The 23,501-nt window shown below is 51.0% G+C and carries 21 protein-coding genes, 3 tRNA genes and 1 pseudogene; 19 read left to right on the forward strand and 6 right to left on the reverse strand.

Annotated elements, in window-relative coordinates; all coding sequences use genetic code 11:
* Positions 1-30: 30 nt before the first annotated feature.
* From RSJ68_06525 to RSJ68_06590, 14 genes and pseudogenes are all read left to right on the forward strand, one after another.
* Positions 31-1,890, forward strand: a complete 1,860-nt coding sequence (locus RSJ68_06525) for a tetratricopeptide repeat protein (GenBank protein WNU96134.1) — start codon at positions 31-33, stop codon at positions 1,888-1,890.
* Positions 1,891-1,945: 55 nt separating this feature from the next.
* Positions 1,946-2,533 carry a lipoprotein insertase outer membrane protein LolB gene (lolB, locus tag RSJ68_06530; GenBank protein WNU96135.1) on the forward strand — a complete coding sequence of 196 codons (588 nt, stop codon included), beginning with the start codon at positions 1,946-1,948 and terminating at the stop codon, positions 2,531-2,533.
* A 27-nt stretch (positions 2,534-2,560) separates the two neighbouring features.
* Entirely contained in the window at positions 2,561-3,406 is an 846-nt protein-coding gene (gene ispE / locus RSJ68_06535; GenBank protein WNU96136.1) for a 4-(cytidine 5'-diphospho)-2-C-methyl-D-erythritol kinase, read from the forward strand.
* A gap of 6 nt (positions 3,407-3,412) precedes the next feature.
* Positions 3,413-3,488: transfer RNA gene (locus tag RSJ68_06540), tRNA-Gln, on the forward strand.
* Positions 3,489-3,499: 11 nt separating this feature from the next.
* A tRNA-Gln gene (locus RSJ68_06545) sits at positions 3,500-3,575 on the forward strand.
* Between the two features lie 11 nt (positions 3,576-3,586).
* Positions 3,587-3,662, forward strand: a tRNA-Gln gene (locus RSJ68_06550).
* A 244-nt stretch (positions 3,663-3,906) separates the two neighbouring features.
* Positions 3,907-4,890: a ribose-phosphate pyrophosphokinase gene (locus RSJ68_06555; GenBank protein ID WNU96137.1), complete on the forward strand. Its 984-nt coding sequence runs from the start codon at positions 3,907-3,909 to the stop codon at positions 4,888-4,890.
* A gap of 66 nt (positions 4,891-4,956) precedes the next feature.
* A complete protein-coding gene (locus RSJ68_06560; protein WNU96138.1) occupies positions 4,957-5,529 on the forward strand; it encodes a 50S ribosomal protein L25/general stress protein Ctc in 573 nt (190 codons plus the stop codon).
* A gap of 334 nt (positions 5,530-5,863) precedes the next feature.
* A pseudogene (locus RSJ68_06565) lies at positions 5,864-5,974 on the forward strand (IS5/IS1182 family transposase).
* 15 nt (positions 5,975-5,989) lie between these two features.
* Positions 5,990-6,307, forward strand: a complete 318-nt coding sequence (locus RSJ68_06570; GenBank protein WNU96139.1) for a helix-turn-helix transcriptional regulator — start codon at positions 5,990-5,992, stop codon at positions 6,305-6,307.
* Positions 6,308-6,355: 48 nt separating this feature from the next.
* Complete coding sequence (gene glnD / locus RSJ68_06575; protein ID WNU96140.1) at positions 6,356-8,917, forward strand: [protein-PII] uridylyltransferase; 2,562 nt, start codon at positions 6,356-6,358, stop codon at positions 8,915-8,917.
* 333 nt (positions 8,918-9,250) lie between these two features.
* Positions 9,251-9,868: a hemolysin III family protein gene (locus RSJ68_06580; GenBank protein WNU98363.1), complete on the forward strand. Its 618-nt coding sequence runs from the start codon at positions 9,251-9,253 to the stop codon at positions 9,866-9,868.
* 118 nt (positions 9,869-9,986) lie between these two features.
* On the forward strand, positions 9,987-10,880 hold the full coding sequence (locus RSJ68_06585; GenBank protein ID WNU96141.1) for a DMT family transporter: 894 nt from the start codon (positions 9,987-9,989) through the stop codon (positions 10,878-10,880).
* A 23-nt stretch (positions 10,881-10,903) separates the two neighbouring features.
* Positions 10,904-11,263: an STAS/SEC14 domain-containing protein gene (locus tag RSJ68_06590; GenBank protein ID WNU96142.1), complete on the forward strand. Its 360-nt coding sequence runs from the start codon at positions 10,904-10,906 to the stop codon at positions 11,261-11,263.
* Positions 11,264-11,339: 76 nt separating this feature from the next.
* Here the strand turns inward: RSJ68_06590 and RSJ68_06595 are convergent, their stop codons facing one another.
* Positions 11,340-11,564 carry a branched-chain amino acid ABC transporter gene (locus tag RSJ68_06595; GenBank protein ID WNU96143.1) on the reverse strand — a complete coding sequence of 75 codons (225 nt, stop codon included), beginning with the start codon at positions 11,562-11,564 and terminating at the stop codon, positions 11,340-11,342.
* An 82-nt stretch (positions 11,565-11,646) separates the two neighbouring features.
* Entirely contained in the window at positions 11,647-11,850 is a 204-nt protein-coding gene (locus RSJ68_06600; protein WNU96144.1) for a cold-shock protein, read from the reverse strand.
* 312 nt (positions 11,851-12,162) lie between these two features.
* On the opposite strand from RSJ68_06600, the gene clpS reads away from it, so the two are divergent.
* The gene (gene clpS, locus RSJ68_06605) at positions 12,163-12,474 is read left to right on the forward strand and encodes an ATP-dependent Clp protease adapter ClpS (GenBank protein WNU96145.1); all 312 of its coding nucleotides are present in this window, start codon (positions 12,163-12,165) and stop codon (positions 12,472-12,474) included.
* Position 12,475: 1 nt separating this feature from the next.
* Positions 12,476-14,761, forward strand: a complete 2,286-nt coding sequence (gene clpA, locus RSJ68_06610; GenBank protein WNU96146.1) for an ATP-dependent Clp protease ATP-binding subunit ClpA — start codon at positions 12,476-12,478, stop codon at positions 14,759-14,761.
* A gap of 68 nt (positions 14,762-14,829) precedes the next feature.
* Here the strand turns inward: clpA and RSJ68_06615 are convergent, their stop codons facing one another.
* Positions 14,830-15,195, reverse strand: a complete 366-nt coding sequence (locus tag RSJ68_06615) for a transcriptional regulator (protein WNU96147.1) — start codon at positions 15,193-15,195, stop codon at positions 14,830-14,832.
* Between the two features lie 144 nt (positions 15,196-15,339).
* Between RSJ68_06615 and RSJ68_06620 the strand changes: the two genes are divergently transcribed.
* The gene (locus tag RSJ68_06620; protein ID WNU96148.1) at positions 15,340-16,317 is read left to right on the forward strand and encodes a factor H binding family protein; all 978 of its coding nucleotides are present in this window, start codon (positions 15,340-15,342) and stop codon (positions 16,315-16,317) included.
* Positions 16,318-16,437: 120 nt separating this feature from the next.
* Positions 16,438-17,859 carry a surface lipoprotein assembly modifier gene (locus RSJ68_06625; GenBank protein WNU96149.1) on the forward strand — a complete coding sequence of 474 codons (1,422 nt, stop codon included), beginning with the start codon at positions 16,438-16,440 and terminating at the stop codon, positions 17,857-17,859.
* 286 nt (positions 17,860-18,145) lie between these two features.
* On the opposite strand, the gene RSJ68_06630 is transcribed toward RSJ68_06625, so the two are convergent.
* From RSJ68_06630 to RSJ68_06640, 3 genes are all read right to left on the reverse strand, one after another.
* Positions 18,146-19,021 carry a metal ABC transporter permease gene (locus RSJ68_06630; GenBank protein WNU96150.1) on the reverse strand — a complete coding sequence of 292 codons (876 nt, stop codon included), beginning with the start codon at positions 19,019-19,021 and terminating at the stop codon, positions 18,146-18,148.
* Between the two features lie 106 nt (positions 19,022-19,127).
* A complete protein-coding gene (locus RSJ68_06635) occupies positions 19,128-19,853 on the reverse strand; it encodes a metal ABC transporter ATP-binding protein (GenBank protein WNU96151.1) in 726 nt (241 codons plus the stop codon).
* 521 nt (positions 19,854-20,374) lie between these two features.
* Positions 20,375-21,358 (reverse strand): porin, encoded by a 984-nt coding sequence (locus RSJ68_06640; protein ID WNU96152.1) that lies wholly within the window; start codon positions 21,356-21,358, stop codon positions 20,375-20,377.
* Between the two features lie 314 nt (positions 21,359-21,672).
* Here RSJ68_06640 and RSJ68_06645 point away from each other — a divergent pair, with 314 nt between their 5' ends.
* On the forward strand, positions 21,673-23,298 hold the full coding sequence (locus tag RSJ68_06645) for a peptide ABC transporter substrate-binding protein (GenBank protein ID WNU96153.1): 1,626 nt from the start codon (positions 21,673-21,675) through the stop codon (positions 23,296-23,298).
* Positions 23,299-23,501: the final 203 nt, after the last annotated feature.

Consider the following 23,501-nt stretch of genomic DNA (forward strand, 5'->3'; position numbering starts at 1 on the left):
TCAGTCCGTTTTTTTGAATAAAGGCTTATCATGTTTTTGTCTCCGTCCCATATCCGCACACTGGCAGCAGCCGTCATACTGCTGTTTTCTGCCCAAACCATTGCCGCCAAGCAAGAATCTGCACCAGAAGTCAAAATCCAATCCCAGACCATTCAGAAAAAAAACCGCCGTACGCCTGAAGCAAGGCTCGCCGAACAAGAGCGCTTGATTGCTGCAAACGATCGCGCTTGGAAAATTTTCACGCTTTTAGGCGGCGAAATGGCTTTGCAAAAAGGGGATGCCGGTATGGCCTTGGGTACCTATATGCATATGCTCGACCGCACAAAATCACCCGACGTAGCAGAACGCGCATTGGAAATGGCGGTTTCACTCAATGCATTCGAACAGGCCGAGCTGATTTATCAAAAATGGCGGGAAATCGAACCTGTTCCGGGTGCAGCGCAAAAACGCATGACCTGGCTGCGCGACCTTCTAATCGGAAAAAACGACAAACGCCTCAGCGGCTTGGATGAAGTCCTTGCAGGCGCTACCGAAGAACAAAACCGCCGTATTTTCCTGCTTCTGGCCCAAACCGCCGTCCAGCAGCCTGATTTAGCGGAAAAGGCCTCGGCACCAGTTCATAAAGAAACACTCAAATACCCTGAAATGCCTGAAGCGGCGATTGCAGATGCCATTTACAGCGCATACGACGGCAAGAAAAAAAATGCCATTGCCGCCCTGCAAAGACTCGCCAAACTGGATTCAGAAATCCTGCCCCCGACCATGCTCACCTTGCGCCTGATGGCGCAACGCAGTCCGGAAATCCTCAACGGATTCTTCGAACAAACCGACACGCGCAAACTGTCATCCGTATGGCAGGAGCTTGAAATCACCAACCTGGTTGCCAACCACCGCCCCGACAAGGCATACAGTCGTCTGAAAACGTTACTGGAAGACAACCCCTCGCCCGATTTGTTTATCCAGGCTGCGATACTATCCTCCAGCCGTAAAGATGACTTATCCGTTGTCAACAATTACCTCGAAAAAGCCTACCAATCCGGCACAAGCCAACAACAAAGCCGTGCCGCCCTGATCGGCGCCATGACTTATGCCGATGCCAAAGATTACGTCAAGGCCAAACAATGGCTCGGCAAAATCAATTCTGCGGATTACATTTTCGACAAAACCGTTCTCAGCGCCTCGCTCGAAGCCGAACAAGGCAACGGCAAAGCCGCGTGGGAATTGGCACAACGTGCGCTCAAACTGCCCGAGCAGCAAGGACGCTTTTTCGGTGCGCGCGAATTGCAACGTGTTTCCCTGTTTGCCATCGCCAAACACGACAACCCTAAGAAAGCACTATCAGAGCTGAATACACTTATGGCAAAAGCTTCCAAACAGCCTGATGCCAACCAACTGCTGCCCGACATCCTCTACCAACGCGCCATGGTTTACGACAAAATTGGAGAGCGCGACAAAGCCATTGCCGACCTTCGCCGCCAGTTGGAAATATCCCCCGACAGTACCAGCGGCATGAATGCTCTAGGCTATATCATGCTTTCTTCCCCGAAATATGATTTAAACGAAGCATTCAAACTGATTCAGGCCGCGTATCAGGTTGATCCGGAAAACCCCGCCATCAACGACAGCCTCGGTTGGGCATATTATCTGAAAGGCGATGCCGAAACTGCCTTGCCCTACCTGCAATACGCCTTCGAACAATATCCCGACGCCGAAGTCGCCTCGCATTTGGGCGAAGTTTTGTGGAAGCTCGGCAAGCCCGAAGATGCCAAAGCCATTTGGAACGAAGGTTTGAAACAAGAAGGCGACATCGGTTTATTGAAAGAAACCATGCGCCGATTCAATATTCCCGTTCCCCCGCGCAAAAAACACCCCTCCGCCAAAACAAAATAAAAAACAGGTCGTCTGAAAACTTTTCAGACGACCCTTCCCCTGCACAGGATTTATCATGAAACAGACCAATATATTATCCGCAGCCGCCCTAACCCTCCTCATCACCGCCTGCGCTCGCCCCGAGCTCCCGCAGCAAAATGGTTGGCAACCGGCTGAAACAGTCAACGATTTTTCCGCCGAAGGGCGAATCGCCGTCAAACTCGAAGGCAAAGGCTCTTACGCCAACTTCGATTGGACATACCAAAACCAAGTTCAAACCATCAACATCAACACCCCGATCGGCAGTACCGTGGGGCAGTTGTGTCAAGATAATCAAGGCGTATTGGCCGTCGACAACAAAGGCCGTACATATGAAGCCGCTACCGCACAAGAACTCAGCACCCGCCTATTGGGATTCGAACTCCCTATCCAATATCTGCACATTTGGGCAAGCGGAAAACGTGTAGCCGGCGCACCATACCAACTGCTCCCGGACAGCCGCCTGCAACAATTCGACTGGACAATTTCCCGCACACTCAACAGCAACGGCAAACCCAAAACCCTCCTATTGGAAAGCCCGAAACTCACTCTGCGCTTGGCATTCGACAACCTCGACGATCATCCCGAGGGCAACACCCAAACCCAATGTGCCGCCAGAAAATAACCATCTCGCCAGACAACCGTAAACAAAATGATTCCAAACGAAGCACAAGCCTTCCCGGCTCCTGCCAAACTCAATCTGGATCTCAGAATCACCGGGAAACGCGCAGACGGCTACCACAACCTAGAAAGCATTTTCTGCCTGATTGACTTATGTGATACCGTTTATCTGAAACCACGTTCAGACGACCTTATCATACTCCACACACCGACAGGCGGTATTCCACCGGAACAAGACCTGGCATACCGTGCCGCATCTTTACTGCAAAAACACACTAACTCAAAATCAGGTGTTGAAATTTGGTTGGATAAAAAAATCCCGACAGGCGCCGGCTTGGGAGGTGGCAGTTCGGATGCGGCAACCGTACTCACCGTATTGAACCATTGGTGGGAATGCGGATTATCCCGCCAGCAGTTAATTGATTTAAGTGCGACTCTGGGCGCAGATATTCCCTTCTTCCTTTTCGGCAAAAATGCCTTTGCCAAAGGTATAGGCGAGCAATTATCCCCTATCGACATACCGAAGCAATGGTATGTCGTCATCAAACCCAAGGCCCATGTTTCCACTCCCAAAATTTTCTCGCATAGGAACTTGACACGAAATTCCAAACCAAGCATAATGCCGACTTTCCATTCTTTGCAGCCGTTTAGAAATGATATGCAGGCTGTTGTTTTTCAGGAATATCCTGAGGTTTGGAAAGCTTATTGTGAATTATCCGAATATGGTTCTGCACTAATGACAGGATCTGGAGCGTGTATATTTCTCTCTACGGATAGTCGGCAAGAAGCAAACAATATATACCAACAAGTTTCACAATCATATGAAGCATATTGTGTTGAAGGTTTAGACATTCATCCATTGTTTCAAATGATTTGATAAAGTTGGGGAGTCGTCAAGCGGTTAAGACACTGGATTTTGATTCCAGCATGCGAAGGTTCGAATCCTTCCTCCCCAGCCAAATCCCTTTGTTGGGGAGTCGTCAAGCGGTTAAGACACTGGATTTTGATTCCAGCATGCGAAGGTTCGAATCCTTCCTCCCCAGCCAACACCCTTTATTGGGGAGTCGTCAAGCGGTTAAGACACTGGATTTTGATTCCAGCATGCGAAGGTTCGAATCCTTCCTCCCCAGCCAAATAAGAGCGTGTAAGTTTCCTTACACGCTCTTTTATGTTAAGAATCAATGACAACGCTGAAAAACTTTGTTTTGTCGTGATAAATTTGGGGCGAAAAAAGACGGAACGGCAATGCAACGCCGCAAATTTAATTCACTATGCCGGTCATTATGCGTATAATAACGCCCATAATGTCTTGGACATAAAGCAGAGGGAAGCATGACGTTTTCTGAGCGGAAGTTAAACATAAAAACAGGTGAAAATATGGCCGCATACGACAGTTTGATGGTATTTACCGGCAACGCAAATCCGGAGTTGGCGCAACGCGTTGTCAAACACTTGGATATTTCGTTAGGCGAAGCCTCCGTATCCAAATTCTCAGACGGCGAAATTGCCATCGAATTAATGGAAAACGTCCGTGGTCGTGATGTTTTTATCCTGCAGCCCACCTGCGCCCCAACCAATGACAACCTGATGGAAATCCTGACGATGGCCGATGCGCTGAAACGCGCTTCCGCCGGTCGTATTACCGCGGCAATTCCTTATTTCGGCTATGCCCGCCAAGATCGCCGTCCGCGTTCTGTGCGCGTTCCGATTTCCGCCAAACTGGTGGCTAATATGTTGTATTCCGCAGGTATCGACCGTGTTTTGACTGTTGATTTGCATGCCGACCAGATTCAGGGGTTCTTTGATATCCCTGTTGACAACATCTACGCCACTCCTATTCTGTTGAATGACATCAAACAGCAGCGGATTGAAAACCTGACCGTAGTCAGCCCCGATATTGGCGGTGTAGTCCGCGCCCGTGCTGTTGCAAAATCATTAAATGCCGATTTGGCAATTATCGACAAACGCCGCCCGAAAGCCAATGTGGCGGAAGTCATGAATATTATTGGCGATATTCAAGGCCGTACCTGTCTGATTGTCGATGACATGATTGATACTGCGAATACGCTGTGTAAAGCTGCCGTCGCTTTGAAAGAGCGCGGAGCAGAACGTGTCTTGGCATATGCCAGCCACGCCGTATTCTCCGGAGAGGCAGTCAGCCGTATTGCCTCGTCCGAAATCGACCAAGTTGTCGTTACCGACACCATCCCTCTGTCTGAAGCGGCCAAACAATGCGACCGTATCCGTCAAGTGACGATTGCCGGCCTTTTGGCTGAAACGGTCCGCCGCATCAGCAATGAAGAATCCGTCTCATATCTTTTCAATGAAGAAGTGATGACAGGCAGCATGTTGCTGCCATAACCCCGAAGCCGTCTTAAGCTGGTCGCGGCCGATGACGGTAGTTTTATTTAATTTGGAGTATTTAACATGACTTATGAAATTCAAGCCTCTGTTCGTGAAGCACAAGGCACTGGTGCGAGCCGCCGCCTGCGTCGCGAAGGCCAAATCCCCGGTATTTTGTACGGTGAAGGTCAAGAGCCCGTTGCAATTGCTGTGGATCACAAAACTGTATTCTACGCATTGGAAAAAGAATCTTTCCACACTGCACTGATCAAACTGTCCCTGAACGGTGAAACCAAAGACGTTATCGTCCGTGATTTCCAAATGCACCCATTCCGTCGCGAAGTTCAACATATCGACTTCCAGGCCGTTAAAGCCGACCAACCGGTACGCATCCGTGTTCCCCTGCACATTGTTAACGCTGAAAACTCTCAAGCCGTGAAACTGCAAGGCGGTCGCGTATCCCTGTTGAACACTACTGTTGAAGTGATTGCCCGACCTGACAATATTCCTGAATACTTAGAACTGGACTGTGCCGAAGTCGTTGCAGGCGACATCCTTCACCTGTCTGACATCCAACTGCCTGAAGGTGTAGAATGTGCTTCTCTTAAACGTAACGAAAACTTGGCGGTTGCTTCTGTCACCGGTAAAAAACGTTAATTCCTTATACACGAAAAAGCTGCTCTATATAGAGTGGCTTTTTTTATGTTCTTACATAAATATTTTTACATAAATATTTAATAAGTCTACAGCTACTTGATTTGAATCAAAGCTCCAAATTGAGTTTCATTTATAATCGCCGACATTGGAACTGAGACAACACTTCTCAAAGTCCTCAAGATTTTCTGATCAGTAGATGATACATCTGCTTTGATTTAATACTCTCTATCTCTTTCCTCTTGATGTGTGTGTGTTTGGGTGTGGCTCTTGCCACCCCTTTTTTTTGGCTTTTATGTGAAGTAAAATCCGTAACAGCAAATTCTTAACTTTTAACTATAGTGGATTAAATTTAAATCAGGACAAGGCGACGAAGCCGCAGACAGTACGGATAGTACGGCAAGGCGAGGCAACGCCGTACTGGGTTAAAGTTAATCCACTATATTTATCCGGAAACAAAATCATGAGCAATAAATTGACTCCCCCTGCCGAACTGCCTAATGAGCAGGATTTACGGGCGGTCTTGGCGTACAACATGCGGCTTTTCCGCGTGAATAAAGGCTGGTCTCAGGAAGAGCTGGCGCGGCAATGCGGTTTGGACAGGACTTATGTATCGGCTGTGGAGCGCAAACGCTGGAACATTGCGCTGTCGAATATTGAAAAGATGGCGACAGCTTTGGGCGTAGCTGCGTATCAGTTGCTGCTGCCGCCGCAAGAACTACTAAACCTGATGACCAATCCCTCCGATACCCAACAAAGGTCGTCTGAAAACGATATTTAACTGCCGAATCATCTTTATTCAACTCCCCATAACTCGAAAGAATAAAAAATGTCTGCAAACCTGTCTTCAGCATTGGAAACCTTCAAACAGCAGTGCACTGCCGCCGAAGCGCATTATTTGAAAGCCAACCGTGTGTCGGTATTTTTCAGGGAATACACGGCGGCAGTCGAAACCTTGTTGGCGGCATTGTGGGCAGAGCATTTTCAAAACAGCGCATTATGCCTGATGGCGACCGGCGGCTTCGGGCGCGGCGAACTGTATCCTTATTCTGATTTAGATTTGGCAGTCGTGTCGTCTGAAACCGTTTCAGACGACCTTCAGGAAAAAATTGCGGCTTTCGTGCAGGCTTTATGGGATATGAAACTTTCGCCGTCGGTCAAAAGCGGCACCGTTGACGAACTGTGCGAAAGCGTGCGCGATGATATTACGGGGGACACGGCGTTTTTAGAGGCCCGTTTTTTGTTCGGCAACCGCCAAACAGCGGACGAGTTGACGGAAAAAATGAACGCGCAACGCAATGTAGCCGCGTTTATCGAAGCAAAACTGGTGGAGATGGAACACCGCCATGCCAAATCGCAAGGTTCGGGAGCGGTATTGGAGCCGAACATCAAAAGCTGTCCCGGCGGTCTGCGCGACATCCACACCCTGCTTTGGATAGCGAAGGCGCAAGGCTTAGCGGCCAACCTGCCTGCGCTGGTCAAACAAGGCATTCTGACGCGCACCGAAGCCGGCATGCTTTCACACGGCTACCGCCGCCTCGCCCACATCCGCATCCATCTGCATTTAAACGCCAAGCGCGCCGAAGACCGCCTGCTGTTCGATTTGCAGCCGCAAGTCGCCGAAAGCATGGGCTATAAGGGTGTGAACCTCCGCCGCCAAAGCGAAGAATTGATGCGCGTGTTTTACCGCGCGATTAAAACCGTCAAACAATTAAGCGGCATCCTCACGCCCATGCTGCAAAGCCGCGTTTCCTCGACGCCGATGCGCGTTACCCTGCGGATTGACGACGACTACATCCAAGTGAACAACCAAATCGCCGCGCGGCACACCGATATTTTTTTCAGACGACCCGAACACATTTTCAAAATTGTCGAAATCATGCAGCAGCGCAACGACATTACCGCGCTCGAACCACAAACCCTGCGCGCTTGGTGGGGCGCGACGCGCAAAATCAACCGCAGCTTCTACCAAAATCCCGAAAACCGCCGCCGCTTCGCCGGCTTTTTCCGCAGCGGCAACGGACTGACCCAAACCCTGCGCTTTCTCAACCTCTACGGCGTGTTGGGCCGCTATCTGCCCGCGTGGGAAAAAATCGTCGGGCTGCTCCAGCATGACCTGTTCCACATCTATCCTGTGGACGACCACATCCTCGCCGTCGTCCGCAATGTCCGCCGCCTTGCCCTAGACATGCACAGCCACGAGCTGCCCTACGCCTCCGCGCTGATGCAGTCCTTTGAAAAACAAGACATCCTCTATCTCGCCGCCTTCTTCCACGACATCGCCAAAGGACGCGGCGGCGACCATGCCGTACAAGGCATCGCAGACGCGCGCCAATTTGCCGCCGACCACTTCCTGACCGAAGAAGAAAGCGACCTGCTCGCCTGGCTGGTCGAAAACCACCTGCTCATGTCCACCGTCGCCCAAAAAGAAGACATCCAAGACCCCGACGTACTCGATGCCTTCTGCAAACGCGTACAAACCCACGAACGCCTCAGCGCACTCTACCTCCTGACCATTTCCGACATACGCGGCACCAATCCCAAACTGTGGAACGCATGGCGCGCCAGCCTGCTGGAAAGCCTGTTTCACGCCGCCGGGCGCTACCTCGCAGGCAACGGCGGCAATCCGCACGCCCTCTTCGGCCGCCGCCAGCAAGAAGCCGCCGAATTGCTTACCCGCGCCGCCGTCCCCGAAAAACAGCAGAAAAAACTATGGAACACGCTCGGTTCCGCCTACTTCGCCCGCCATCAGTCCCGCGAAATCCTGTGGCACGCCGCCAACCTCGTACACGACTTTGAAACACCCATCGTCCGCAGCCGCATCCTGCCCAAAAGCGACAGCTTTCAAGTCATGGTCTTCATGCCCAACGGCCCGCGCCTGTTCGCCCGACTTTGTCGCATCTTCAGCCGCCACGGCTTCGACATCCTCGCCGCCCGCGCCTTCATCACCGAACACGACTACATCCTCGACACCTTCATCGTACAAATCCCCTCGCAGCACGCCCCCGAAGACTACCCCGACATCCAAAGCGCACTCGAAGCCGAACTCAACAGCTTTATCCACGGACACACCGTTGCCGAAACCCAAAGCCGCAGCCGCCGCATCAGCCGCCGCAGCCGTTACATGCCGATCGCGCCAAGCATTACCATCACCCCCGAAGAAGACTATCCCGACTGGTACTCCGTCGAAATCACCGCCGTCAACCGACCCTTCCTGCTCGCCGACATGGCGGAAGTCTTCTTCGCCCACAACGTCAGCCTGCGCTACGCCAAAATCTCCACGCTGGACGAACGCGTCGAAGACAGCTTCATCGTCTTCAGTCCCGATTTGAAAAACCCGAAAACACAGTCATCGTTGAAACAGGCTTTGTTGGAACAATTGTCGGTGTGATGGTTGGATTTAAAGGAAAAGCAAGAGGTCGTCTGAAAACCTGTTTTCGGCTTTCAGACGACCTCTGTTTTTGGTTTGGAGACAGTTTTCAATCAAAAACCTATTTCTTTCGTTTGCCTGTCGATGTAAATCCGACTGAGGCAACAGGCAATCGCACATACGGTTTCTTCTCTATTCGAATCCAGTACAAATGGCTCTCTACACATCAAAAGGTCGTCTGAAACCAAGATTTGTTTTTTCAGACGACCTTAACTTATCTTTATCCTTTTATCCTAGCCCCGCCTTTGCCTTTCGCGTACACTTTCTACACCTAAAGAAATGAGAACTACTCTTATGTATCACGGTGAACGCTTCAATGCGTACAGCCATTTGGCAGGCTCGATGCTAGCAGTGGCGGCATTAGTGCTGATGACTGTCAAGGCAAACGGTCCCTACCAACTTGCCTCGGCACTCACCTACGGCATCTGCCTAATCCTGCTCTATCTTGGCTCCACGCTTTACCACAGCATTCCCCAGCCCAAAATTAAAGCAATTTTGCAAAAAGTGGATCACTGCATGATTTACCTGCTGATTGCTGGCAGCTATACCCCGTTTACGCTGATACCCCTTAAAGGCAGCTGGGGGTGGTCATTGTTCGGCGTATCCTGGGGCTTGGCACTCTTCGGCATTATTCAAGAGCTGACTATCGGCAGAAAAAGCGAAAAACGGCTGCTCTCCATGATGATTTACGTCATTATGGGTTGGCTGATTTTGGTTGCCGTATCACCACTGGTGCGCACCCTTCCCTTTGCCGGGCTGTTTTGGCTGGCGTTGGGTGGTATTTTATACAGCGCAGGCATTTATTGGTTTGTTAATGATGCCAAAATCAAACACGGGCACGGCATCTGGCACCTATTCGTTCTAGGCGGCAGCATAGCGCAGTTTCTCTGTATTTATTTCTATGTTCTTTAATCCGTCAAAAGGTCGTCTGAAAACAAGATATACTTTTCAGACGACCTTTTTAAATATTTATTCCCCGAAGACCCCTACATCATTATAATGAACGCCCCATCTATCCATTAATATCGAAATGAAACAAACCGCGACTAAGGATCCGCTCGGTTCCGCATGGATTATCATCGCCACCCTCGGTTTTACCGTCATGAACCTCTGCATCAAAGCGGCAGCGGGAAAATTCGGCTTCAGCAGCGGCGAATTGGTTTTCTGGCGCATGAGTTTTGCAGCCGTCATGCTTGCCGCCATAGCGAAAATGCGGGGAGACACATTTGCCACGCGGTATTGGAAAATCCACCTCAACCGCAGCGTCATCGGCGCAGCGGCGATGTTGTGCCTGTTTTATGCCGTTACCCACCTGCCGCTGGCAACAGGCGTAACCTTAAGCTACACCTCGTCGATTTTTTTGGCCGTGTTCTCATTTTTGATTTTAAAAGAACGGATTGCATTTTATACGCAGGCAATATTGGTATTCGGCTTCATCGGTGTCATCCTACTGCTAAACCCTTCGTTCAAAGGCGGGCAAGAAATTGCCGCATTGGCAGGCTTGGCAGGCGGAGCGATGTCGGGTTGGGCGTATTTGCAGGTACGCGAATTGTCCCTGCTTGGCGAACCGGGCTGGCGGGTCGTGTTTTACCTGTCGGTAACCGGCGTCGCCATGTCGGCGGTTTGGGCAACGCTGACCGGCTGGCATCCCTTGTCTGCCGAGGCATTACCCTACTTGGCAGGTATCGGGCTGTCCGCGACCATCGCCCAACTCTGCATGACCCGCGCTTATAAAGTCGGCAACAAATTCACTGTCGCCTCACTCTCCTACCTGACTGTCGTTTTCTCCGCATTGGCGGGCGTAATGTTTTTAGGAGATAGCATTACTTGGCAGGAAACCTTTGGTATGATTATTATTGTAGCAAGCGGCGTATTGAGCGGTATCCGGCCGGTTGCGATTAAAAAATGGTTTTCCGGACATTAACGTCCTCAAACAAGGAGAGCATAATGATTTCCATCCGAGAGCAGTCTTATGGTTTGAATGTAGCGTTGTATAACGAGTTTACGCTGGACGACTTCCGCCAACTCGAATCCGCCCTGTTGGAAAGCAAACAAAAAATCCACCTTCCCGACATACTCTTGGATTTGTCCATGCTGAAAGACTTCACCATCGATATGGCTGTCGAACAGATAAAATTCCTCAATCAACACGAAAACGACTTCGGCCGTGTTGCCGTCATTACAGACGACATCTGGATCAAACTCGGCGCACGCCTCTCCAGCCTCTTGACCAACCAACACCCCAAATATTTTGATGATGCTACAAAGGCTCAAGAATGGCTGCTGGCAAGCAACCTCAAACCTTAATCTCAAAAATAAACGGCACGCCAAGGTGTGCCGTTTATTTTTTGCATTTTCAATTTCTTAAAACCTGAAACTGTTTTTACTTGCCCCCCAAATGGCGGCGGTAAAACCGGTCAATATCCGCTATCGCCTTTTCATCATTCGGCCTCAAATCGATTTTCAAATCGGCAAGCCGTATCAGCATCAGGTCTTCTTGTTCCGCCACCGCGCAACTGACTTCCCCGCTGCTGCGCAGATGCGTGATGAGTTCGTCCAACTGCCGCAGGGCGTTTTCATAAGCGGCGTTTTGTTTGTCTTCTGCCATATGGATTCCGTTTCTCATAGACAATAAAAAATGGCGGGGAATCAATCCCGCCATTATTCTACGGCATAAGCCGCACGTTTAATTAAGCAGCCTGAATGTTAGCAGCTTGTTTGCCTTTAGGGCCGGTGGTTACGTCGAAAGACACGCGTTGGCCTTCTTTCAGGGTTTTGAAACCTTCCATGTTGATCGCTGAGAAGTGAGCGAACAGATCTTCGCCGCCTTCGTCAGGAGTGATGAAACCAAAACCTTTAGCGTCGTTAAACCATTTTACGATACCGGTTGCCATTAGAAACTTCCTATACTTAAAAATTAACAAAATCAGCAAAATAAGGCATACAGCAAACTTAAACGTTCAGCGTTTCTCCCTAGCTTTATATACTTGGTCGAGTGCCGGCTTCTGCTTAACCGTCTTTTTACATTTGTTAAGCCAAAACGTCAAGCCATACAAGGGAAAAAGTGCGAAAATGGCGGAAACCGACCAAAATACAACAGAAATCGAAATAAACCTTATAATCACTATATTTATAGATTCATTTGATATCAAACCTTTCACAAGGTCGTCTGAAAACAAATCCTCTTCCACAAAGCCAAAATATTTATGAACAACCCAAACACACATCACGAATCCGATACACTTTTAAGCGACCAAAAAACCGCCCCGCCGAAACGTTACGGCGTATTTTTGCTGAACGACGATTACACCACGATGGAATTTGTCGTCGAAATCCTGACCGAAATCTTCATGCTCGGACAGGAGCAGGCGGTGGCGGTGATGCTGTTGGTTCATCACGAAGGCAAAGGCTTGTGCGGCACTTACACACGGGACATCGCCCAAACCAAGCAGCAGCAGGTCATGCAGCGGGCAAAAGCCGAAGGGCATCCGCTGCAATGTATTGTCGAGGAGATTTAATATGCTTTCACCCGAATTGGAACAGATTTTGCAGCAGCTTTACCGCGAGGCGCGTAAGGCTCATTATGAATTTATCAGCCTCGAGCATCTGCTTTTGGTGTTAATCGAAGAAGACGCCTCCGTCCCCAACGTCCTCAAGCTCTGCGGCGCAGATTTGAAAGTGTTGTCCGAACAGCTCGCCGCCAGCGTTGCCGAAAATACCCCGCAGATTCCCGACCACCTTTTAGATACGGTCGAAACCCAGCCCACGCTCGGCTTCCAGCGCGTCATCCAGCGGGCGATGGTGCATACCCAATCCGCAGGCAAAGGCTTGGTCGAGCCTTTGGACGTTTTGGTGGCGCTGATGAGCGAAACCGACAGCCATGCCGTCTATTTCCTCAAACTGCAATCGGTTACGCGTTTTGAAGTTTTGCGCTGCATTGCCCACGGCGCAACCGAAGACGACGAACACAAAGGCTTTTCAGACGACCCCGACAATGATTCAGACGACCCCGTTGAATCGAAAAGCGGCTCGCTGTCGGACTACACTGTAAACCTCAACACCGAAGTCAAAGCCGGCCGCATCGACCCCTTAATCGGCAGAAAACACGAAATGGAACGGCTGGTGCAAATTCTGTGCCGCCGCCGCAAAAACAATCCGCTTTTGGTCGGCGAAGCAGGCGTGGGCAAAACCGCGCTGGCGGAAGGCTTGGCGCATCAAATCGTCAACGGCGACATTCCCGACGCGCTCAAAAATGCCGAAGTGTACGCGCTGGATATGGGTTCGCTTTTGGCGGGCACGAAATACCGCGGCGATTTTGAAGCGCGGGTCAAATCCGTCTTGAAACAGCTCGAAAAAATCCCGCACGCCATTTTGTTCATCGACGAAATCCACACCATCATCGGCGCGGGCAGCACCAGCGGCGGCACGATGGACGCGTCCAACCTGCTCAAACCCGCGCTGGCGAAAGGTTCGCTGCGCTGCATCGGCGCGACCACTTACGACGAATACCGCACCATTTTCGACAAAGACCACGCCTTAAGCCGCCGCTTCCAAAAAATCGACGTGGTCGAACCCACCGTCGCCGAAACCGTGCAAATCCTGCGCGGCTTGAAACCTATGTTCGAAGGCTTCCACCAAGTACGCTACACGCAAGGCGCACTCGAAGCCGCCGCCGAACTCTCCGCCCGCTACATCAACGAGCGTTTCCTGCCCGACAAAGCCATCGACGTAATGGACGAAGCAGGCGCGGCGCAACGGATTTTGCCCAAATCCAAACAGAAAAAAGTCATCGGCAAAGCGCAAATCGAAACCGTCATCGCCAAAGTCGCGCGGATTCCTGAAAAAACCGTGTCGCACGACGACAAACAAGTGCTGCAATTCCTCGGACGCGATCTGAAAAACATGGTTTACGGTCAGGAAAACGCCATCGACGCGCTGGTTGCCGCCGTCAAAATGTCGCGCTCCGGTCTCGCCCTGCCCGACAAACCCATAGGCAGCTTCCTCTTCTCCGGCCCGACCGGCGTCGGCAAAACCGAAGTCGCCAAACAGCTTGCCTACTCGATGGGCGTACCGCTGCAACGCTTCGACATGTCCGAATACATGGAGCCACACGCCGTATCGCGCCTCATCGGCGCGCCGCCGGGCTACGTCGGCTTCGACCAAGGCGGCCTTTTGACCGAAGCCGCCAACAAACACCCGCACTGCGTATTGCTCTTGGACGAAATCGAAAAAGCCCATCCCGACATTTTCAACGTCCTCCTGCAAGTTATGGATGCAGGCAAACTGACCGACAACAACGGCAAGAGCGCGGATTTCCGCAACGTCATCCTGATTATGACCACCAACGCAGGCGCGGAAAGCCTCAGCCGCCCCAGCCTCGGCTTTACCGCCAAGCGCGAACGCGGCGACGAAATGCAGGCGATCAACAAACTCTTCACGCCCGAGTTCCGCAACCGCTTGGACGCGATTATCCCGTTTGCGCCCTTGTCCGAACCCGTCATCGCCAAAGTCGTGGACAAATTCCTGCTCCAGCTCGAGCACCAGCTCCTCGACAAAAAAGTCGAAGCCGAGTTCACGCCGGCATTGCGCAAATATCTGGCGGAAAAAGGTTTCGACCCGCAAATGGGCGCACGCCCGATGCACCGCCTGATTCAGGAAAAAATCCGCAAACCGCTCGCCGACGAACTCCTGTTCGGCAAACTCGCCGACGGCGGCTTCGTGCGGATAGACTGGGATGCGGCAAAAGAAGAAGCCGTGTTGAAATTCAAGAAAAACAAAGCCAAACCTGAAGCAGCAGCGGTTTGACGGATAAAGGCAAAAGGTCGTCTGAAAACGAGATTTCCGTTTTCAGACGACCTTTTTTTGATTAAAACTCAATCCTCCGCTTTATGAAGCAAAGTAATCAACGCCTCCTGCTTTTCCGGCGTCAGCGCGCGGAAATATTTCAACAACAACGCCTCTTGCGGGGAAACTGCCCCACCTTCTTCCAACATTCGTCCGTGCCGCAGCCATTCTCCGCTGGTATCCAGCCATTTCGCCAGCGTTTCGATTTTATCGGGCGTCGGAATCGAACGTCCGACCAACCAATGATGGAAAGCCTGCGTACTGACGGATTGATTGGGATGGCGCAGATTGAAGCGGTTGGCAAGGCTGGCGTTGGAAAGATTATCCAAACCCGCCAGCCTGATTGCGGTTTTTAAACGTTGGCTGAAATCAATTTTGTCTTGTTCGGTATGCATAATCGAGAATTATGAATAGCCGACTGTTGCAAAATTTAACAGTTCTGTTGTTTTTGTAAATTATTTACTTGATATTTTCAAATGACTGGTTGATAATACACCTGCATTTCAATTATCAAACCAATCATTACAAAGGAAGCATCTATGTCTTTACAAAAAATAAGCGCAGTAACTATTATCGCCCTGAGCCTGGCGGCTTGCAGCAGCGGCAGTGATTCTCCCAACAGCACCCTGCCCAACACTAACCCGACTGTAACCAATCCGTCCAACGGCAGCCAAACAAATAACGGCAATGCCGCTGCTGCCAACAATCAAAATAATCCCGCCAGTAATGGCAATACTGCTGCAAACAACGGGAATAACCCTACCAATAGCGGTAACACTGCTATCAATAATCCGCTGCCACGTGTTGATTTTTCGGTTTCATACGGCGGGTTGAAAACCAATGCAATCAAGGATATTCAAAAATTAGCTAAAGATTTGGGAGCACCAGGGGCAACCGTTAAATCATACAATGTAACACTGGGCAATCAATCCAGCAGCGGCAGCGATCTTAAGTTATCCGAATACCCGCTCAAAAAATTAGCACTCAATCAAGACTACCGAGAAACCGCCATTGCGCGTGCCGAAGGTAACGATTACACCGTTACCCGAAGCGGTAAAGCCCATATCTACCGTCAAAACTATTCTTTGATTGCAGGTATCAATCCGACTAATACAACAGTTAGAGGATCAGGAGTCAATGAATCAGAAAAACTTGACGATACTTATATCCTGATTAAAGGTCAAACTACCCAAACCCTGCCGACTGCGGGCAAATTTGACTACTCAGGTATTGCAAGCGATGGCGCAAGCAAAGGCAAATTGGCTTATTCTGTTGACTTCGACAGCAGAAAAGGCAGCGGTAAAATTACCGGAATCGGCAGCGACATCAATCTGAATGAAGCGTCTATCCGGGAAATCAGCCATACCAACGAAATCGATAACACAGTAATTAAGGGACACGGTATTCAAGGCTCTTCCAACCGTGGCGATTATGCTCTCGGCTTCTTCGGTCCGAATGCGGAAGAAATCGTCGGTACGGTCAATGACGGTGAAATCGGTTTTGCCGGCTCCCGCTAATATTGATGTAATATGACCAAAAGGTCGTCTGAAAACGTTTCAGACGACCTTTCGACCATTTTTACCGCGTTATCCGTATAATGACAGGATACTCTGGCAATCCATATCCCACTGAATAAAATGAATAAAAACCATCTCGTCTTACTGATGCTCTCTTTCCCAACGGCCGCCCTTGCCGATACACCCGTTGTCCGTGTACCTGCGCCTGTATTTTTTGACAAGCAGCCTAACAGCGAAACACCCTCAAAAGATTTTACCGACGACAAACCCGCAGAACAGAGGCTTTCAGACGACCTTTCTGCCGATTCCTCATTGGAAGCACAGATCAACCGCGCATTAATCGGAAGGGACTGGAAGATGCTGGAAGGTTTGTTGGCGCAATATAAAGCCGCGCCCGACCGGGATGCCGTTTTATACGATTATGCTTTAGGCGCCTTGCGGCGCAGTCAGTTGCGGCATGGTGAGGCTGTATCGCTCTATCGCGGCATTTTGGCAAAACATCCCGATTTGGCGTATCCGCGTTTCGATTTGGGCGTAATGATGTTTGAAAACAAACAGTACCATGAGGCAAAAGCTGAATTGAAACGGGCAAAACCGGATTTGCAGCCGCCCATGCAGCAACTTGCCGACCGCTATCTTGCTTCCATTGAATCGGCGCAAAGCTGGCAGCCCGATGTTTCGCTGCAATACGAGCAAACCGATAATGTGAACAATGCTTCGTCCGAGCGCGTTATAGAATGGAACGGCAGACGCTGGAATAAAACCGCTGACAGCCTGCCGCAAAAGGCGCACGGTATCCGCTATGGCGCAGGCGTGTCGCGTGAAATCAATGTGGGCGGACATCATTTTGTTTACGGCAGCCTGAGCGGCGACGGCGTGCATTATTGGGACAATCAGGATTTTAACGAGCAAAGCCTGCGCTTGGCGGCAGGCTATAAAAACCGTTCGGCGGTGCAATCTTTCGGGGTTGTGCCATTTGTCGAACAAAACTGGCTGGGCGGCAAACGCTATAATCGCGAAACCGGTATCCATACCGATTTTTCACGTCGTCTGAACGAAAAATGGCGGCTCTCGCTCAATGCAGGCTATATCAAAAAATACTATCGGAACAGCGGTTCGGCAGCGCGTTACAACAGCCATATGCCGCTGGCGGGGGCAACGCTGGCATACTCTGCGCCGAAAAACTGGCTGCTCTACGGCGGCGCAGACTGGTCCCACGACATGACCAAAGAAGCGGAGCAGGCATCCGTGCGCAAGGGCATACGCTTCGGAGCGGCGAAAGCGTTTGAGAACGGATTCGGCATCCGTACCAACCTACGCTACGCCCGCCGTACCTTTGATGCGCCGGGAAGCCTGGTGTACCGTCTGACCCGTAAAGACCATGAATATCAAGCAAATGCCTCTGTTTGGCACAATAAAATTTCATGGAAAGGCTTAGTGCCGCATTTGAATTTCCGTTATCTCAAAATCGACAGCAATATGAGCGGCTTCTATTCCCGCAAAAGTATGCAGACATTCGTCAGCGTGGAGAAACAGTTTTGAAGCAGCAGGGATAAGGGGTTGGAAAAACACTCTGCCGCCATCCGCCGAGATTCCCGCGCAGGCGGTGATCCGTCGGACATCTTAAGAAACAGGTATTTGAAAAACAGTTGCCCAAATTGAAAGAAATTTCCGCCTTATCGGGAATAACGCCGATTGAAACGTTTCTATTTGAATGACAACAAATCGGTTTCAAAAATCCAATCGGTAAACCCGATAAAAAGGTCGTCTGAAAGCCCAAGCAGCTTTTCAGACGACCTTTTTGATTTTCAGCTTGCACAACTGCCCTTCACAAGGCCTTGTGCTTGCGACGCTTGAACCATTTGCCCAATATACCGCCCTCCCCTCCGAACACCAGCGATACGGCATACAGCACGCCGCAGCACAAGATAATCGCAGGTCCCGACGGAATTTCGACGTGATAGGAAAACAGCAGTCCGGCAAAACCGCAGACCAGTGCGATAAAGACGGACAAAGCCATCAGAGCGCCCATGCTTTTCGCCCAGAGCCGCGCGGTAATCGACGGTAGCATCATCAGACCGACCGACATCAGCGTACCGAGTGCCTGAAAGCCTGCAACAAGGTTCATCACCACCAAAATCAGGAAAACGACGTGCCAAAAGCCGCCCTTCCCGCCGACCGCCTTCAGAAACAGCGGGTCAATGCTTTCCAAAACCAGCGGGCGGTAAATAATCGCCAATGCCGTTACCGTGACGCTTGCCGAGGCGGCAATCAGTTGCAGCGCGGGAATATCCACCGACAAGACCGACCCGAACAAGAGATGCAGCAAATCGACGCTGCTGCCGTTTTTACTGACCAAAACCACGCCAATTGCCAGACTGCTCAGGTAAAAGGCGGCAAAGTTGGCATCTTCCTTCAACGATGTAAAACGGCTCGCCAAACCCGCCAACAGCGCCATCAGCAAGCCTGCTGCAAACCCGCCGACGCTCATTGCAGGCAGGCTCAGCCCGGCAAACATATAGCCGATTGCCGCACCGGGCAGGACGGCATGACTCAAAGCATCGCCCACCAGGCTCATGCGCCGCATGACCAGGAACACGCCGACCGGAGCGGCACTCAAAGCCAGACAGAATACCGACGCAAGCGCATAGCGCATAAAGTCGAATTCCGCAAAAGGGGAAATCAGCAAATCGTATAAATTCATGGTATCCGGTCAATAAGGGAAAACTTCTGAAAATGGGAAACGTCGTCTGAAAATCCTTCGCCGCATCTTTCAGACGACGTACTGCCTTACGAGGGGGCGGCGCAAACTATACGTCGCACCAGTCCTCCGACTCCTGCCGCTGCATCAGCATATTCGCGCGGGCAAGGTTTTCATCGGTCAGGACGGACGGCGTCCTGCCCGCCGCAACCTTTTCCCGGGCCAGCAACAGCGTGTCCGAAAAATAATCGCGTACCTGCGCATAATCGTGTAACACCGCGATAATTGCCTGCCCTTCCTCATTGCATTGGCGCAATACGTCCAAAAGCGCGTAAGTCGTGCGCGCATCGACGGCGTTGAAAGGTTCGTCCAAAAGCAGGAATTTTGCCCCCTGCGCCAGCATACGCGCAAATAAAACGCGCTGAAACTGGCCGTTGGACAAATGCGCGATCTGCCTGTCGGCAAAATCCCGCATACCGACGCGCGCAAGCGCATCCAAAACACGGGTACGCTGCGCCGCGTCAACCCGTCCGAAGAAGCCGATTTCGTACCACAAACCCATCGCCGCCAGTTCGAAAACCGTCATCGGCTGGCCGCGGTCGATGTCCGACTGCTGCGGCAGATAGGCGATGTCTTTGCGTTGCAGGTTTTGCAGGAGGACGCGTCCCGTATCGACTTGCTGCAAACCCATGACCGCTTTTAAGAAAGTTGATTTGCCCGCCCCGTTCGGCCCGCAGACCGCCCACATCGAATGCTCGGCAAATTCGATGCCGACATGGTGTACGGCAGGCCGTGTCCGGTAGCTGACCGTCAGATTTTCAACAACGATACTCATGCAACCGCCCAAAAATACATGCCCCAAACCGCCGCCAAAGCGAAAAGCGCAATCAGCAGGCGTTGGAACAATCCGGTGAGTAAAATGGAATTCATAACAATATCGAATTAAAGACGATGTGTTCAAAATGAAACAAAAGCAAAGATGATACTTTATAACATTATGATTGTAAACATAAAGGCAGTATCCGGATATAGGCACGATTCTTGTAGACAAGGCATCTGCCGTTTTCAGATGACCTTTTTCAAAGCCGGTGCAGGAGGGTTGCCCGTATAAGCAGCGTGTGCCTTGCCCATGAAGAAACGACCCGGCTTATCGTCCGATTCAGGAGTCAGTAGGCCAGATATGGGTATCCGACGTTGCCAACATTCAAACCCTAATTAGGTAATGTGGAAAATTTCAAGCAGTTGTCGGATACAAGTATCCTACCTACATCAGCAAGCAATGAAGCCAATTACAAAAGGTCGTCTGAAAACCCATATTCAGGTTTTCAGACGACCTTTTATGCTTCAAATCCCGTGTTATTGCAGGCTGTGTTCCAGCGAAATGCCTGCCGCCCAGCCGGTTTTGGGGTCTTTGCTTTCTTTGACTACGCCTGAGTTGAACGAGAGGGTCGTGCGTTTGGAAAATTTGTATTCGGTGTTGAACGCGAGCTGTTTGTAGTTCTTGCCGGTATCGGAGCGGCCGTAGGCGACGCCGAGTTTAGGGGTGATGTTGCCCATGGTGTAGCCGGCGGTCACTTGGAAATCGCGGGTGTTGGTATTGGTTTTGGTTTCGTCTTCCCAGTGGAATTTGTCGGCGACATTGCGGGCGTACATCATGCCGGCGGCGAGGTAGAGGTTGTCTTTGTCGTAGCCGACTTTCATGGAATGAACCTGTCTGTCTTTGGTATCGTCAGGCGAGCCGTTGCGGGCGTATTCGAGGGCGTAGTGGGCGTTGAAGCCGTTGGTCGGGTGTTTGTAGTGCAAACCTAAGCCCGCCATCCAGTCGCCGTTGCGTTTCCTGTCTTTATATTTGTTGGCACCGGGCGCGATTTGGACGCGGTAGTTGAAGCCGTTGTCGAAGGTTTTGGATTCGTAGTTCAGGGCGATTTCACGGCCGCCGAAACGGGTCATGCGCCCCATGGTTTGGGTGTGGTTGTTGCCGTTGAACGCGTCTTGTTCGCCGGTCAGGTAGTGCATGGGGGTACTGAGCCAGCCGGCGCGGACGGTACCGAAATCGCCGCGCAGACCGATATAGGAGTCGTCTGTACTCCAGCCGTTGTAGTCGAAGGCGACGAATGAATTGATGCCGTAGATGAGCTTGAGGTCTTTGTCGAGTTTTTCACTGCCCATAATCCAGATACGGCTGTTGTTGTCGGATATATCGGTAGCGGATTGCCCTTTGCCGTTGCGTTCGTGTTCGATAGAAGTAAATATCCGTCCGCCGATTTTGGCTTCGTTATCGGATGCCAATGCGGGGACGGCAAGCGGGACGGCAACCGCAATCATTAATAACTTCTTCATTTTATTCTCCTTTTGCTTGATTTTTCTGAGGCTGCGTTTAAACAGGGTTTTATACTATTTGAGGCGTGCAAAAAAATCAATATTTTTGTAATCACTTGTAACTTTTATTTCAAAAAATGTTTTTTACGGCGTTTTTTTGTGTTATCTTGCAAACCGATTTCCAAAACAGGCGGATTTTTTCAAATATCCATAGAGAATAAATCTTTTTATTCGCCAAAAATCAGAATATTTCCCTACCATGTAGTCATATGTAGTTTTTTTATTTTTGCAAAACGCAGGATGGAGGGAGAGATAGCGAGAAGAGGAGAAAAAACGTGCTGCCGAACAAACCTTATTCCATATCGGCTTTATCGCTTGCCATAGTGCTTGCGCTGTCGGCGTGTCATCGCGAAGTCAAGCCCGCGCCCGAATTCAAGCGCAGCGAATACAATAAAATCGTCATCAGCAACGCGGTCGAACCGAGTACGCTCGACCCGCAAAAAAGCTCGGATATGGCGGCAGGCGCGATTATCCGTCAGATGATGGATGGCTTGGTCAGTACAGATGCCGAAGGCAAAACCATTCCCGCTTTGGCGTTGAAATGGGAGCCGTCAGACGAAGGGCGCGTTTGGACGTTCCACCTGCGCGATGCAAATTGGAGCAACGGCGACCCGATTACCGCCGAAGATTTCGTTTACAGCTTCCGCCGCCTCGCCGATCCCGCAACCGCCGCGCCTAACAGCAGCTATTTGGAAGACGCGAAAATACAGGGTGCGGCGGAAATCCTGCAAGGCAAGGCGAAGCCGGATACTTTGGGCGTCAAGGCTTTGGACAAGAAAACGCTGCAATTTACGCTCACCGCGCCCGTGCCGTATTTCCCCGATATGCTGATTCAGCAGTTCACCTACCCCGTCCACCGCGCCACGGTCGAGAAATTCGGCGAAAAATGGACGCAGCCGGGCAATTATGTTTCCAGCGGCGCATACATCCTCAAAGAATGGCACGTCAACAGCCACATCACCATGGATAAAAACCCTGCTTATTACGACAGCAAAAAAGTATCCATCCCGCGGGCGGTGTTCCTCGCCAGCGGCAAAGAATACGACCGCTACCGCGCCGACGAAGTGGACGTTACCTACGGCATCCCTTCCGACCAGATTAAGATTGCCGAGAAAGAATTTCCCGGTCAGGTTCGGCGCGCGACTTTGCTGTGTTCTTGGTTTTTAGAGCCGAACTTGGAATCCGCCGAATTTAAAAATCCCAAAGTCCGCCGCGCGCTCAACCTGCTGACCGACCGCGCCATCATTACCAAGGTTGCCGCACGCGGCGACAAGGAAGCGTTCCAGCTTACCCCGCCGAATATGCAGGGCGGCGGCGAGTCTGCGCCTGCGTGGAAGCCGCTGAAACGCGAAGCGCGTATTGCCGAAGCAGAAAAACTCTTGCGCGAAGCGGGTTATAGCGAAGAGAAACCGTTCGAGTTCCAAATCGTCTATACCACCAGCGAGGCCGCCAAAAAACAAATCACCGCGCTGCAATCCATTTGGAAGGCGACCGTGCCGTTCGTTCGCCCCACGTTGATGAACGAAGAATGGAAAACCTTCTTGGACAAGCGCATGCAGGGCAATTTCAGCATGGCGTTCGCGGGCTGGTGTTCCGACTACAACGACCCTGCAGGCATGCTCAATATTTTCAAATCCAACAATCCGAACAACGCCTTCCATTACAAGAATCCCGAGTTTGACAAGCTGATGAACAGCACGCTCGAAGCGGGCATTTCCGCCGAAGAACGCGCTCGCCGCTACGTCAGCGCCGAGGCGATGCTGCAACGCGACGACGCCTTTATCCCGCTGTATCACCAAGTCAGCATCAATCTGGTGAAACCCGACATCCAAGGCTACTCCGACCGCGACCCGCTGAAAAACTATACTGTCAAGAATTGGTCGTTTGCACCCAAGAAGTGATTTGATAACATAGACACGTTTTTCAGACGACCTCACTGTACATCAAGTTATATTGGATTAACAAAAATCAGGACAAGGCGACGAAGCCGCAGACAGTACAGATAGTACGGAACCGATTCACTTGGTGCTTCAGCACCTTAGAGAATCGTTCTCTTTGAGCTAAGGCGAGGCAACGCCGTACTGGTTTAAAGTTAAGCCACTAT

Source organism: Neisseria sp. DTU_2020_1000833_1_SI_GRL_NUU_006, from assembly GCA_032388755.1.
Lineage (GTDB): Bacteria > Pseudomonadota > Gammaproteobacteria > Burkholderiales > Neisseriaceae > Neisseria > Neisseria sicca_C.